Source organism: Klebsiella sp. JB_Kp042 (genome assembly GCF_040065275.1).
In the GTDB taxonomy this organism is placed as follows: Bacteria; Pseudomonadota; Gammaproteobacteria; order Enterobacterales; family Enterobacteriaceae; genus Klebsiella; species Klebsiella quasipneumoniae.
This window is the reverse complement of sequence record NZ_JBEAJL010000042.1, coordinates 1-13,220: the sequence shown is the minus strand read 5'-3', so window position 1 is coordinate 13,220 and position 13,220 is coordinate 1. Positions and strand designations below refer to the sequence as shown.

Genomic DNA, 13,220 nt, shown 5'->3' with positions numbered 1-13,220 from the left:
ATGCGTGATCTGATCCTTCAACTCAGCAAAAGTTCGATTTATTCAACAAAGCCCCCTGATTTATGCGTATAGCTTGAGGGATCGGCATAAACAACGGATGAACTTAGCGCTGCAGCCAGCGCAACATATGAAACCTTGAATTTAAACATGTAATTTATTCCTTTAAATATGAAAAAATGAATCAGTAAATTGCAGTAATGTGCTGATGAAAACTAATACCTCCACTGTAATGAAAAGCCCATATTCATGGCATCGCTATGAAAGTCGTCAGGTTTACTGATGGGCGTGCCGATAAAAAAGTCATATTGCGTAGACGCTATTTCTCCGCGGACGCCGCCGACTGCGCCAGAAAGACTTTTTCCTTGCCTGGCGCGCTCGCTACCAATGATCCGGCCGAAGTCAAGACCAAGATATACCTGCCGGTCGGGGGTGGGAATATTCCAGCTAAAATCATTGCGCCAGTACCAGCCTTGATTGGCCGAAAGCGTATTTTCACCATCAAAGCCGCGAACCGTCCAGCGATTGCCGATATTAAACTGGTTGTCCGAAGATAATCTATCCGGGCTGAACTGGGCATGGAAACGCGGCATCCAGCTAAACTTATCGCCGGTTGCGGCAAACCGCATTAAGGCCTGTATATCGGCGTGAACGATGCGCGAATGGCGGCTATATAAACCGGCTTTTTCCTCCGGCGTAGGCACGGAGCTGAGCCACGGCAGGCTGCGCTGAATACCTACGCTGGCGTCGACAATTTTATTGTTAAAATAGCGCTGGTGGCGCAGGGTAAATTCCCAGACAGGATTTTGTTTACGCATTACATGCAGCTCATCGCCGCCAAAAAAGTAGTGCGAACTGCTCTTTGCTATGCGCAGATCGGCGGTCGTTTTTTGTTGTCGGGTATGCGAAAGCAGGCGGCTAAGGGTCGCGCTGTAATAACGGTTTTTACTTTTATAGTCGATGCTTGACCATCTTCCTTTAAACAGCTGGCGGTACTGGCTGTAGGAGCCGTACAGGCTCAATGACCAGTAACCAAAAGGCACGGAGTAGTAAAGATTGCCGTTATGGTTGCCGTCGTTGTGCTGGTTGAATTCAACGTCGCCGCCTGCCGAGATGGAAAGAATATCGTTCAATGAAGATAAATCGTAAAGGTATAGCGCGCCGCCGCCCTGATAGCGACCGCTGGCGCGGCTGCCTGCGTCATCAAGCCAGGCGCCAACCTGCCACTGTTTATCCATTACCCGGGCGATTTCAATATCACTTTCGCCAATGTGTTCCCCGGGCCGCAGCTTCATATGGGCGCTGGTGCCAGGCAGCCGCTGCAGGTTAGCCATCCCTTGTTCAAGATCGCTGAGGCGCAGGATTTTACCGGTATGCGTGGGCATGGAGGTCCACAGGTTCGTCACGGCACTATTCGGCGCAAAATCAATATGCCCCGTTTTGCCATAAGTCAGCGTTATTTTGAGAATGCCCCCTTCTAGTGACTGAGAAGGGATATCGATCAGGGAAGTAATATACCCTTGCGTTATCAGTTCATTTTGTAAGGCGTTCGTCAGCAGGCGAATCCCATCTATTCCGAGGCAATGGCCGGGCGCCTGGGCTGCGATCTTCCCGAGGAGGGCGGTGGTTTTTGCGTTGTCCTCGGAGGTAATATCAACTTTCGTGATATACCGACAGGTCGCTTCTTCGGGAAATATCAAGGTTTGCGTTTTCGCATAGGTGCGAGAAGATTGGTATTGCTGCTGATGGGGCATTAATGCGCTTTCACGGGCTTTATCCTGTTCAACCTGGTTTACCGTTGCGGCCTCAATACCCGCCCAGGCGGTAAAGCAGGTGAGCAAATTTAAACACAAAATAATGGCCAGTCTGTTAGTGTTAGTCCGCATGAAGCAATATCCGTTTGTTTCATTGAGTAAGATTATAATTAATGGTTGTGCGCGGCATGAAATAGCCTGCGCGACGTATAGCAAGTCAATTGAAATATTATTTTCAAGAAATTTAAACTCACGGGGATTATTACAAGATGCCGTATGCTAACGATGACGTGGCGGTTAATCTATTCTACGGCCCCTGAATTCTTTGTGAAATTTTTACTTCACGTTGTGAAGCTGTCGCTTTGAGATGAAGCGATTGAAAAGGGGAGGGGCTGACAGGCGCGCACGGTGATATCGTGCGCGCCGCAGAAGTTAGTGCAGAATTTTGGCGAGGAAGTCTTTGGCGCGATCGGATTGTGGGTTAGCGAAGAACGCTTCTTTATCGGCGTCTTCGACAATCTTTCCTTCATCCATAAAGATCACCCGGTTGGCCACCTTGCGGGCGAAGCCCATTTCGTGGGTAACCACCATCATAGTCATCCCTTCGTTGGCCAGTTCCACCATGACGTCCAGTACCTCGTTGATCATCTCCGGGTCGAGCGCGGATGTAGGTTCATCAAACAGCATGGCGATCGGGTCCATGCACAGCGCACGGGCGATGGCCACGCGCTGCTGCTGGCCGCCGGAGAGCTGCGCCGGATATTTTTCCGCATGCGCCGCCAGGCCCACGCGCTCCAGCAGCTTGAGACCCTTCTTGCGCGATGACGCTTTGTCACGATTGAGCACCTTAACCTGCGCCAGCGTCAGGTTGTCGATAATCGACAGGTGTGGGAATAGTTCAAAATGCTGAAACACCATTCCGACATGCGAGCGCAGTTTGGCAAGATTGGTCTTTTTATCGTTAACCACGGTGCCATCGACGATAATCTGCCCCTGCTGCACCGGCTCAAGGCCGTTCACGGTTTTAATCAGTGTGGATTTACCGGAGCCTGACGGCCCGCAGACCACCACGACTTCGCCTTTTTTCACTTCCGTGGAGCAATCGGTCAGCACCTGAAAGTGACCATACCATTTTGAAACATTTTTCAGGGTAATCATTACACAGTCCTTTTCTTCAACCAGCTGACCAACAGCGAGGCGCTGAGGCTAATCACAAAATAGACGCCGCCCGCGAACAGGATCATTTCGACCTGGGTCCCGTCACGCTCGCCAATCGTCGAGGCGGTACGGAAGAAGTCGGCGAGGCTCAATACATACACCAGCGAGGTATCCTGGAAGAGGACGATCCCCTGGGTTAACAGCAGCGGCACCATGGCGCGGAAGGCCTGCGGCAGGATCACCAGCCGCATCGACTGCCAGTGGGTCATTCCCAGCGCCAGCGCGGCGCTCGACTGGCCGCGGGAGATGCTCTGGATGCCGGCGCGGATAATCTCCGAGTAGTAGGCGGCTTCGAACATCGAAAACGCCACCATCGCCGAGATCAGGCGAATATCCGTTTTCGGCGACAGTCCCAGCACATTCTGCAGGAAGCCCGGGACAATCAGGTAGAACCACAGCAGAACCATCACCAGCGGGATAGAACGGAACACGTTAACGTAGGATTTAGCAAACCAGGCCAGCGGCAGAAAGCTGGACAGGCGCATTACCGCCAGCAGGGTGCCCCAGACGATACCGACCACGATGGCAATCACTGTGATCTTCAGGGTGATCACCAGCCCCGCCAGCAGGTAGGGCATGGAGGGAACGATCGAACTCCAGTCAAAATCGTACATTATTTGCCTCCCATATTGTCAGGCAGGCGAACCTTACGCTCGACCACATACATAATCAGCATAATCACCGCGTTGATGAAAACGTAGGCCAGGGTGATGGCGGTAAAAGACTCCCAGGCATGAGCGGAGTAGTCCAGCAGTTTGCCCGCCTGCGCGGCCATATCGGCCAGACCGATAGTGGAGGCGATGGCCGAGTTTTTCACCAGGTTCATCATCTCCGAGGTCATCGGCGGCACGATAACGCGATAGGCGTTCGGCAGCAGCACGTAGCGGTAGGTTTGCGGCAGGGTCAACCCCATCGCCAGACCGGCGTTCTTTTGCCCGCGCGGCAGCGACTGGATAGCGGCGCGTACCTGCTCGCAGACGCGAGCGGCGGTAAACAGCCCCAGGCACAGCATCGAGGAGACAAAGAACTGAATATTTGGGTCCAGCTCCGATTTAAACCACATGCCGATATTTTCCGGCAGGAATTCCGGCACCACCAGGTACCAGGTAAAGAACTGCACGATCAGCGGCACGTTGCGAAACAGTTCGACATAGCAGGTGCCAATCCCTGAGAGCAGACGATTGGGCACCGTGCGTAAAATACCGAACAGCGAGCCGACGAGAAAAGCGATGATCCAGGCCGAGATGGAGAGGGCGACGGTGATCTGAAAACCGCTCCACAGCCAGCCCAGGTAGGTAGTGTTGCCGAAGGGGGCCTGTTGCAGGAATATCCCCCAGTTCCAGTCTATTGACATACATGACTCCTGGAAAAAAAAGGGTAGCCATTGCTACCCTCGAAGACGGTTGTCCAGCTTGTTTCGGTATTCGCGGCGGCTGGGGAACGACCAGCCGCCGTATAGTCTGTCCGTGCTGTGACAACCATCGGGAGGGCAGGATATCCCGCCCCTGGTTGTTATAATTAGTTCAGTGCTTTGTCATTAGGTGATTTGAACAGCGCTTTCATGTCGTCCGACAGCTCGAAGTTCAGGTTAAGATTTTTTGGCGGAATCGGGTTTTTGAACCATTTATCGAACCACTTCGCCGCTTCGCCAGAGGTCTGGGCCTGGGCAACGGTTTCATCGACCAGCGCCTTGAAGGCCGGATCGTCCTTACGCAGCATGCAGCCATAGGCTTCTTTCGACTGCGCGGTGCCGACGATTTCCCAGTTATCCGGTTTCTTCGCCTTGGCGCGTTCGCCGGCCAGCAGAGCGTCATCCATCATAAAGGCCACCGCGCGTCCGCTCTCTAGGGTGCGGAAAGAGTCGCCATGATCTTTGGCGCTGATGATGCGCATATTCATTTTTTTCTCATCGTTCAGCTTATGCAGCAGGATCTCTGAGGTGGTCCCGGAGGTGACAACGACCGCCTTATCCTTCAGGTCCGGGAAATCTTTGATCGGGCCGCCTTTCTTCACCAGCAGACGAGTGCCGACGACGAAGATAGTATCGGAGAAGGCCGCCTGCTTCTGGCGCTCGAGGTTGTTGGTGGTTGAGCCGCACTCGAAATCAAAGGTGCCATTCTGCAGCAGCGGGATACGATTCTGCGAGGTAACCGGGATCAGTTTGACCTGCAGATCGGGTTTGTTCAGCTTCTTCTTGATGGCATCGACGATGGCGTTGGAGTAGTCCTGAGAGTAACCCACAACCTTCTGTTGGTTATCGTAGTAAGAGAAAGGGACGGAAGATTCGCGATGGCCGACAACGATAACGCCGTTTTTCGCGATCTTATCCAGAGTGCTCTGGCCAGCCGCCGGGGCAGCATCTTCCGCCTGCGCCAGACCAGCGGTCATTCCCATTACCAGCATTGCCGTGGCCAGTTTACGTAATTGCATATCCAACTCCTTATCCGCAGCGTCACCGACGCTATTGATACCCATTGTGATTGTGTGTGTTGTTATTGGGGGCACGCATCCACGTGCCGCATTTGTATGTGTTTGTTAGCATTTAGTTTGGCTTAATGTAAAGATTTTGCTGTTTTATTGTTTATTTTTGCGAAGCGCTCCGCACCAATCGGAGGCAAATATCTTCCATTGCACCAAAATAGCGCGACCGTCGATCGTTTATGGTGCAACCCGGTTGCACTGGGCCAGAGGACGGCGCTACCCGATTAAATAAAGCAATGACTGTGCCAGGGTGGCAAATGACGGGAAGAAAAAAAGCCGACGACGGGCGTCGCCGGCAGAGCATTTATCGGCGACGCTGACGCAGGCTCATCAGCAGCGCGCCGAAGCCGAGCAGCGCCGTCAGCGCCCACAGCGGCCAGTTGCCAGTGCGGGCGTAAGGGGTCAAGCCGCTGGTGGGCGTCACGGTGGTGGTCAACACCTCGCGGGTAAACTGCGGGATCATCTTCTGAATCTCGCCGCGCGGGCCGATGACGGCGGTAATGCCGTTGTTGGTGCTGCGCAGCAGCGGGCGGGCCAGCTCCAGGGCGCGCATCCGCGCCATCTGGAAGTGTTGCCACGGGCCGATGGACTTGCCGAACCAGGCGTCGTTGGAGATGGTCAGCAGGAAGTCGGTGTCCGGACGGAAGTTATCCCGCACCTGTTCCCCGAGGATGATCTCGTAGCAGATGGCCGCGGTCAGCTTGAGGTTATGCGCCATCAGCTGCGGCTGCACGTAGGGACCGCGGCTGAAGGAGGACATCGGCAGGTCGAAGAATGGCGCCAGCGGACGCAGAATCGACTCCAGCGGTACAAACTCGCCGAACGGCACCAGATGGTTCTTGTTGTAGCGGTTGGTCGAGTCGTAGCGGTACGGGTTATCTTTGCCGAGGGTAATGATGGTGTTGTAGGTGTCGTAGCGGTTCTGCTTATTGAGACGCGCGTCGACGATGCCGGTGATCAGTGAGCTGTCTTTTGCGCGCAGCAGATCGTCCATCATGCTGAGGAACTGCTGCTGGTTGATCTCGAGATCCGGGATCGCCGATTCGGGCCAGATAATCAGCTGCGAGTGGCCGATATGCGGCTGGGTCAGCGTCAGATAGGTTTTCAGAGTGTTAACCAGCTGCTTCTCGTCCCACTTCATGGCCTGCGGGATATCGCCTTGCACCAGCGAGACCTGCGTCGCACGCGCCGGCAGCAGCTGATACCACTGGATATAGCGCAGCGGGAACGGCAGGGCGAACAGCAGCGCGGCAATGACCAGCGGCTTCCCGTTGCGCTGTACGAGGGCCAGGGCCAGCAGGCCGCTTACCATCATCAGCAGGAAGTTGATCGCCTCGACGCCCATTACCGGCGCCAGGCCTTTCAGCGGGCCGTCAATCTGGCTGTAGCCGAACTGCAGCCACGGAAAACCGGTCAGCACCCAGCCGCGCAGGAACTCGGTGATCTGCCAGATGACGGGAGCGGCGATCGCCACCCGCAGCCAGCTGGTTTTGGGCCACAGACGGGCGAGCAGGCCGGCAAACAGGCCGGTGTAGAGCGAGAGATAGGCCGCCAGCAGCACGACGAGGAAGACGTTAACCGGGCCCGGCATACCGCCAAACTGCGCGATACTGACATAGACCCAGTTGATACCCGTGCCGAACAGGCCGAGCCCCCAGAAATAGCCGATGCCGGCGCTTTGCAGCGGGCGGCGGTTGAGGGTTAACGCCTGCAGACCGACCAGCGAAATAATCGCCGCGGGCCAGAAGTCATAAGGTGAAAAAGCCAGCGTTCCGCTGGCTCCGAATAGCAGCGCCAGCAGCAGACGTACGCGCTGACGTTCAAGAAGAGAGGCAAATACCATTTAGGCTAATCGTCCCGTTAATTAACGCCTGTTGCCACAGGCTATGCTATTTGCCAGCCGGGGGAGGGGACAACCGGGGATCGCCCACGGTCTGTCTCCCGGCTGGCCGTGACCTTCAGCGCCGCCGCTTACTCTTCCAGCTTCGGCTGAGGAGCGTCATCCGGCAGCTTAACATGCACCTGAATGATACGACGACTATCTGCCATTGCTACCTTGAATTGGTAACCATCAATGTCGATAGATTCGCCGCGAGCCGGCAGGTGGCCAAAGGCCTGCATTACCAGTCCGCCAATGGTATCCACTTCTTCATCGCTGAAGTGCGTATCGAAGGCGTCATTGAAGTCTTCGATAGAGGCCAGAGCGCGCACCGTCCACGTATGGCGGCTCAGCTGGCGGAAATCGATATCTTCTTCTTCGTCGTACTCGTCTTCAATTTCCCCGACGATGAGCTCAAGGATATCCTCGATGGTCACCAGACCGGAGACGCCGCCGAATTCGTCAATAACGATCGCCATATGGTAGCGCTGTGAGCGAAACTCTTTTAGCATGCGGTCGACCCGCTTGCTTTCCGGAACGACAACCGCCGGCCGTAACACTTTTTCCATGCTGAAAGCTTCGGCGTCGCTGCGCATAAACGGCAGCAGATCCTTGGCCATCAGAATCCCTTCGATGTGATCTTTATCTTCACTGATGACCGGGAAGCGCGAGTGGGCGGATTCGATGATGACATCAAGGCACTCGTCCAGCGTCTGATTGCGTTTCAGGGTAATCATTTGTGAACGGGGGATCATAATGTCGCGGACCCGCTGGTCGGCGATATCCATTACCCCTTCGAGCATGTCACGGGTATCTTCATCGATAAGGTCGTTCTGCCCGGAATCACGGATCAGCGCCAGCAGTTCATCGCGGTTTTTCGGTTCCCCGTGAAAGAGCTGGCTGAGTAACAGGGAGAAAAATCCCTTTTTGCTGTTTACTGTGTCACTACTGTGTGAATTGTCGTCGCTCATGGCGTCGTTTGGGTTCTCATGTTGATTTAATGTCGCTCGTCGCGCGTACACTCAGCGCCGGACGGCATGGGTTGCCTGAGGTTCAGGCGGGTAAAATGCATGAACAGCGGCCGGATGAGACGCAAGCGCCGCCATCCGGCAGGGGGCTATTCAGCAATCTTCTCGGAAATGTACGGGTCCTCATAGCCCAGAGCAAGCATTATCTCTGTTTCTAGGGCTTCCATCTCTTCCGCTTCGTCATCTTCGATGTGATCGTAGCCCAGCAGATGGAGACTGCCGTGAACCACCATATGCGCCCAGTGCGCCTCCAGCGGCTTCCCTTGCTCGCTGGCTTCCTGCTCCACCACCTGACGGCAAATGATCAGATCGCCGAGCAGCGGCATTTCAATCCCCGGCGGCGCTTCAAACGGGAAAGAGAGGACATTGGTCGGCTTATCCTTGCCGCGATAGGTCAGGTTCAGCTCATGGCTTTCTGCAACGTCGACCAGACGAATCGTTAACTCTGACTCCTCCTGAAACGGCGGAATGACGGCGTCGACCCAGCGTTGAAAAAGGGCTTCGTCCGGCAGGCCGCTGGTCTCTTCGCAGGCCAGCTGTAAATCGAGGATCACCTGACTCATTTTTGCTCCTGTTCCTGGGCTTCGCGCTTGCGCTCGGCGGCCAGTTCTGCTTTACGTTTCTGGTCTGCGGCTTCCCATGCCTCATAGGCGTTCACGATGCGGGCGACCACTGGATGGCGGACCACGTCTTCGCTATGGAAGAAGTTAAAGCTGATCTCATCGACTTCCGCCAGCACTTCGATGGCGTGGCGCAGACCGGATTTGGTGCTGCGCGGCAGGTCAATCTGCGTGATGTCGCCGGTGATCACCGCCTTGGAGTTAAAGCCGATGCGGGTCAGGAACATCTTCATCTGCTCGATGGTGGTGTTCTGGCTTTCATCAAGAATGATAAAGGCGTCATTCAGCGTCCGTCCGCGCATATAGGCCAGCGGAGCCACTTCGATGACGTTACGCTCAATCAGCTTTTCCACCTTCTCAAAGCCGAGCATCTCGAACAGCGCGTCGTACAGCGGGCGCAGATACGGGTCGACCTTCTGGCTCAGATCGCCGGGCAGGAAGCCGAGCTTTTCGCCCGCCTCGACGGCCGGACGGGTCAGCAGAATGCGGCGGATCTCCTGGCGCTCCAGCGCATCGACCGCCGCCGCCACCGCCAGATAGGTTTTCCCGGTACCTGCCGGACCCACGCCGAAGGTGATGTCGTGATCGAGGATATTGGCGATGTACTGCGCCTGGTTCGGCGTACGCGGTTTGATCACCCCGCGCTTGGTCTTGATATTGACGGCTTTTCCGTACTCCGGCACGCTCTCGGCGCTCTGCTCCAGCACGCGCGCCTCTTTGATCGCCAGATGGATCTGCTCTGGTTCAATATCACGAATCTGACCGCGCATCGGCGCCGTGTCGACATACAGGCTGCGCAGAATATCGGCGGCGGCGTGCACGCATAGGGCGCGTCCGGTCAGTTTAAAGTGATTGTCACGGCGGTTGATCTCAATGCCTAACCGACGTTCCAGCTGTTTGATGTTGTCGTCAAACGGGCCGCACAGGGCTAACAGGCGTGCGTTATCCGCTGGCTCCAGGGTAATTTCACGAGTGTCTATGTTCAAACTGTTCCTCTTTACGCAGGTGGCCGGACGCGGCGCGTGGCCGGCTAATCAGGAAATTATTTACGTCACAGGAAAATGGCGCAAGCATTGCTGTAGATATAGGGACGGATAGAGGAATTACAAGGCCTGCCGGAACCGACAGGCCTGAAGGGATCACGGCTGATAGATACCCACGCCCAGATCGTTCTCTTTACGGGTGCGGGCAATCACTGATTCAGGTGATTCAGCGATACGCAGACCCATCTCCGCTTCGGTGCGCACGATTTTGCCGCGCAGCGAGTTGGTGTAAACATCGACAATTTCGACATCCACAAACTTGCCGACGAGGTCCGGGGTGCCTTCAAAGTTGACCACCCGGTTGTTCTCCGTACGTCCGGAAAGCTCCATGATGTTCTTGCGCGACGTGCCTTCCACCAGGATGCGCTGTACCGTGCCGAGCATGCGACGGCTCCAGGCCATCGCCTGCTGGTTGATGCGCTCCTGCAGAATATACAGACGCTGTTTCTTATCGGCATCCGGCACGTCGTCTACCATATCGGCCGCCGGGGTGCCCGGGCGGGCGGAGAAGATAAAGCTGTAGCTCATATCGAAATTGACGTCGGCGATAAGCTTCATTGTCTTTTCGAAATCTTCCGTAGTTTCGCCGGGGAAGCCGACGATAAAGTCGGAGCTTATCTGAATATCCGGACGCGCTTCACGCAGCTTGCGAATAATCGCTTTATACTCCAGCGCGGTATGGGTGCGTCCCATCAGGTTCAGCACGCGGTCGGAGCCGCTTTGCACCGGCAGGTGCAGGAAGCTCACCAGCTCCGGCGTATCGCGATAGACATCGATGATATCGTCGGTAAATTCGATCGGGTGGCTGGTGGTGAAGCGAATGCGGTCGATGCCGTCGATAGCGGCCACCAGGCGCAGCAGATCGGCAAAGCTGCCGGTAGTGCCGTCGTAGTTCTCGCCGCGCCAGGCGTTCACGTTCTGGCCCAGCAGGTTGACTTCACGCACGCCCTGCGCCGCCAGTTGGGCGATTTCAAACAGGATATCGTCGCACGGGCGGCTGACTTCTTCTCCGCGGGTGTAGGGCACCACGCAGTAGGTGCAGTATTTGTTGCAGCCTTCCATAATCGAGACAAAGGCGGTCGGGCCTTCGGCGCGCGGTTCTGGCAGACGATCGAATTTTTCAATTTCCGGGAAGCTGATATCAACCACCGGGCTGCGGTTGCCGCGCACGGAGTTAATCATCTCCGGCAGGCGGTGCAGGGTTTGCGGCCCGAAAATAATATCGACATAGTGCGCGCGCTGACGAATATGGTCGCCTTCCTGGGAAGCCACGCAGCCGCCAACGCCAATAATCAGGTCCGGGTTCTTCTCTTTCAGCAGCTTCCAGCGGCCAAGCTGATGGAAAACTTTTTCCTGGGCCTTCTCACGAATTGAGCAGGTATTGAGCAACAGCACATCTGCTTCTTCCGCCACTTCGGTCAGTTGATACCCATGTGTCGCATCCAGCAGATCGGCCATCTTTGATGAATCATACTCGTTCATCTGACAGCCCCAGGTTTTAATATGGAGTTTTTTTGTCATTGACTTGCTCATGCTCAGTAATAGATATCCAAAACGCGGGGATATATACAGGGTGAATTTCGCATTCCAGGGCGCGTATTGTAATGCTTTGGTCGCCCCCTGACCAGTGCGAGCGTTATCACCGCAAGAGGGCGAAAAATCCGGTAAACTTAACGGATTCTGCTTTAAGGATAATAGCCATGACAATTCACGCAACAGATGTCGCCATCGTGGGCGGCGGCATGGTCGGCGGCGCCCTGGCGTTGGGGCTGGCGCAACAGGGATTTACCGTGACGGTGCTTGAGAAAACGGCGCCTCCGGCTTTCGATCCGGCATCCGCTCCGGATGTGCGGATCTCGGCGATCAGCGCGGCCTCGGTCGGCCTGCTGAAAAGCCTTGGCGTCTGGGATGCCGTGCGGGCGATGCGCGTCCACGCTTACCGTCGTCTGGAGACCTGGGAGTGGGAGAGCGCCCACGTCGCCTTTGACGCCGCCGAGCTTAAGCTGCCGGAGCTGGGCTATATGGTCGAGAACAAGGTCCTGCAGTGGGGCCTGTGGCAAGCGCTGACGGCGCACGAAGGGGTTACCCTGCGTGTTGGCGGCGAACTGGAGGCGATGCAGCGCGGCGAGGCGGAGACGGCGTTGCGTTTACGCGACGGGGAGACGATCCACGCCCGGCTGGTTATCGGCGCCGACGGCGCCAGCTCTCAGGTGCGGGAGATGGCCGGCATCGGCGTGCATGCCTGGCAATATCAGCAATCCTGTATGCTCATTAGCGTCCAATGCGCCGACGATCCCGGCGACAGCACCTGGCAGCAGTTTACCCCCAGCGGACCGCGCGCTTTCCTGCCGCTGTTCGACAACTGGGCCTCGCTGGTGTGGTATGACGCCCCGGCGCGGATCCGTCAGCTGCAGGGTATGTCCATGCCCCAGCTCCAGCAGGAGATCGCCCGCCATTTCCCGGCGCGTCTCGGGCGGGTGACGCCGCAGGCGGCCGGCGCCTTCCCGCTCACCCGGCGTCATGCGCTGCAGTATGTTCAGCCTGGTCTGGCGCTGGTGGGCGATGCGGCGCACACCATTCATCCGCTGGCGGGGCAGGGGGTTAACCTTGGCTATCGTGATGTCGACGCCCTGCTGGAGGTCCTGACGCAAGCGCGCGGCCGCGGCGAAGAGTGGGCCAGCCTGCCGGTGCTCAAGCGCTACCAGGGGCGGCGGCGGGCGGATAATTTTATTATGCAGTCGGGGATGGATCTGTTTTACGCCGGATTCAGCAATGACCTGGCGCCGGTGCGGATGCTGCGCAATATTGGCCTGATGGCGGCCGAACGCGCCGGGGCGCTGAAGCGTCAGGCGCTGAAGTATGCGTTAGGCTTGTAAACCGGCGTCGCGGGCAGGGGCGTCGTGGAAAGCGCCTGCCCGGCAGTCAGTGATGCGCCAGGATGGCAAAACGCCAATAACAAAAAAGCCCACCGAGGTGGGCTTTTTTGCATTGAAGTGGCTGGGGTACGAGGATTCGAACCTCGGAATGCCGGAATCAGAATCCGGTGCCTTACCGCTTGGCGATACCCCAATTGTCTGTTGCATTTAACCGTCACTATCCCGGTTTTAGCGCAACAGTGCGTTCATTGCTGAACGACTTTTTAATTTGGCTGGGGTACGAGGATTCGAACCTCGGAATGCCGGAATCAGAATCCGGTGCCT

General features: G+C 56.4%; 11 protein-coding genes, 1 tRNA gene and 1 pseudogene. 1 reads left to right on the top strand and 12 read right to left on the bottom strand.

The annotated features are described in order from the left end of the window. Positions 1 to 53: 53 nt before the first annotated feature. The 11 genes and pseudogenes from ABLV54_RS12330 to miaB all read right to left on the bottom strand — a co-directional run. Positions 54 to 149: pseudogene (locus ABLV54_RS12330) on the bottom strand (hypothetical protein); the annotation flags it as partial. A gap of 63 nt (positions 150 to 212) precedes the next feature. After that, complete coding sequence (locus ABLV54_RS12325; RefSeq protein WP_077258860.1) at positions 213 to 1,883, bottom strand: ShlB/FhaC/HecB family hemolysin secretion/activation protein; 1,671 nt, start codon at positions 1,881 to 1,883, stop codon at positions 213 to 215. A 300-nt stretch (positions 1,884 to 2,183) separates the two neighbouring features. Then, complete coding sequence (locus ABLV54_RS12320; protein WP_004885898.1) at positions 2,184 to 2,909, bottom strand: amino acid ABC transporter ATP-binding protein; 726 nt, start codon at positions 2,907 to 2,909, stop codon at positions 2,184 to 2,186. Next, positions 2,909 to 3,583 carry a glutamate/aspartate ABC transporter permease GltK gene (gene gltK / locus ABLV54_RS12315; RefSeq protein ID WP_002894707.1) on the bottom strand — a complete coding sequence of 225 codons (675 nt, stop codon included), beginning with the start codon at positions 3,581 to 3,583 and terminating at the stop codon, positions 2,909 to 2,911. Before gltK ends, ABLV54_RS12320 begins: the two co-directional genes overlap by 1 nt. Next, positions 3,583 to 4,323, bottom strand: a complete 741-nt coding sequence (locus ABLV54_RS12310; RefSeq protein ID WP_050532984.1) for an amino acid ABC transporter permease — start codon at positions 4,321 to 4,323, stop codon at positions 3,583 to 3,585. The genes gltK and ABLV54_RS12310 overlap by 1 nt, the downstream gene beginning before the upstream one ends. Before the next feature lie 164 nt (positions 4,324 to 4,487). Beyond that, positions 4,488 to 5,399: an amino acid ABC transporter substrate-binding protein gene (locus tag ABLV54_RS12305; protein WP_023288842.1), complete on the bottom strand. Its 912-nt coding sequence runs from the start codon at positions 5,397 to 5,399 to the stop codon at positions 4,488 to 4,490. Between the two features lie 355 nt (positions 5,400 to 5,754). Further along, positions 5,755 to 7,293, bottom strand: a complete 1,539-nt coding sequence (lnt, locus tag ABLV54_RS12300) for an apolipoprotein N-acyltransferase (RefSeq protein ID WP_050532983.1) — start codon at positions 7,291 to 7,293, stop codon at positions 5,755 to 5,757. Between the two features lie 128 nt (positions 7,294 to 7,421). Then, a complete protein-coding gene (gene corC, locus ABLV54_RS12295; protein ID WP_004197606.1) occupies positions 7,422 to 8,300 on the bottom strand; it encodes a CNNM family magnesium/cobalt transport protein CorC in 879 nt (292 codons plus the stop codon). A gap of 146 nt (positions 8,301 to 8,446) precedes the next feature. Further along, positions 8,447 to 8,920, bottom strand: coding sequence for an rRNA maturation RNase YbeY (gene ybeY / locus ABLV54_RS12290; RefSeq protein ID WP_023288844.1), 474 nt, complete (start codon positions 8,918 to 8,920; stop codon positions 8,447 to 8,449). Next, positions 8,917 to 9,963, bottom strand: coding sequence for a PhoH family protein (locus tag ABLV54_RS12285; protein ID WP_348814164.1), 1,047 nt, complete (start codon positions 9,961 to 9,963; stop codon positions 8,917 to 8,919). The genes ybeY and ABLV54_RS12285 overlap by 4 nt, the downstream gene beginning before the upstream one ends. A gap of 153 nt (positions 9,964 to 10,116) precedes the next feature. Further along, a complete protein-coding gene (miaB, locus tag ABLV54_RS12280; protein WP_004885906.1) occupies positions 10,117 to 11,541 on the bottom strand; it encodes a tRNA (N6-isopentenyl adenosine(37)-C2)-methylthiotransferase MiaB in 1,425 nt (474 codons plus the stop codon). A 179-nt stretch (positions 11,542 to 11,720) separates the two neighbouring features. On the opposite strand from miaB, the gene ubiF reads away from it, so the two are divergent. After that, on the top strand, positions 11,721 to 12,896 hold the full coding sequence (ubiF, locus tag ABLV54_RS12275; RefSeq protein ID WP_044521625.1) for a 3-demethoxyubiquinol 3-hydroxylase: 1,176 nt from the start codon (positions 11,721 to 11,723) through the stop codon (positions 12,894 to 12,896). 118 nt (positions 12,897 to 13,014) lie between these two features. Here ubiF and ABLV54_RS12270 read toward each other — a convergent pair. Continuing rightward, positions 13,015 to 13,089 (bottom strand) — tRNA-Gln (locus ABLV54_RS12270). Between the last annotated feature and the right edge of the window lie 131 nt (positions 13,090 to 13,220).

What these genes read in the sequence shown, in the direction of transcription:
- ABLV54_RS12325 (WP_077258860.1), bottom strand. Translation starts at nt 1,883, where the DNA reads ATGCGGACTAACACTAACAGACTGGCCATTATTTTGTGTTTAAATTTG.
- ABLV54_RS12305 (WP_023288842.1), bottom strand. Translation starts at nt 5,399, where the DNA reads ATGCAATTACGTAAACTGGCCACGGCAATGCTGGTAATGGGAATGACC.
- miaB (WP_004885906.1), bottom strand. Translation starts at nt 11,541, where the DNA reads ATGACAAAAAAACTCCATATTAAAACCTGGGGCTGTCAGATGAACGAG.
- corC (WP_004197606.1), bottom strand. Translation starts at nt 8,300, where the DNA reads ATGAGCGACGACAATTCACACAGTAGTGACACAGTAAACAGCAAAAAG.
- gltK (WP_002894707.1), bottom strand. Translation starts at nt 3,583, where the DNA reads ATGTACGATTTTGACTGGAGTTCGATCGTTCCCTCCATGCCCTACCTG.
- ABLV54_RS12310 (WP_050532984.1), bottom strand. Translation starts at nt 4,323, where the DNA reads ATGTCAATAGACTGGAACTGGGGGATATTCCTGCAACAGGCCCCCTTC.
- ABLV54_RS12320 (WP_004885898.1), bottom strand. Translation starts at nt 2,909, where the DNA reads ATGATTACCCTGAAAAATGTTTCAAAATGGTATGGTCACTTTCAGGTG.
- ybeY (WP_023288844.1), bottom strand. Translation starts at nt 8,920, where the DNA reads ATGAGTCAGGTGATCCTCGATTTACAGCTGGCCTGCGAAGAGACCAGC.
- lnt (WP_050532983.1), bottom strand. Translation starts at nt 7,293, where the DNA reads ATGGTATTTGCCTCTCTTCTTGAACGTCAGCGCGTACGTCTGCTGCTG.
- ubiF (WP_044521625.1), top strand. Translation starts at nt 11,721, where the DNA reads ATGACAATTCACGCAACAGATGTCGCCATCGTGGGCGGCGGCATGGTC.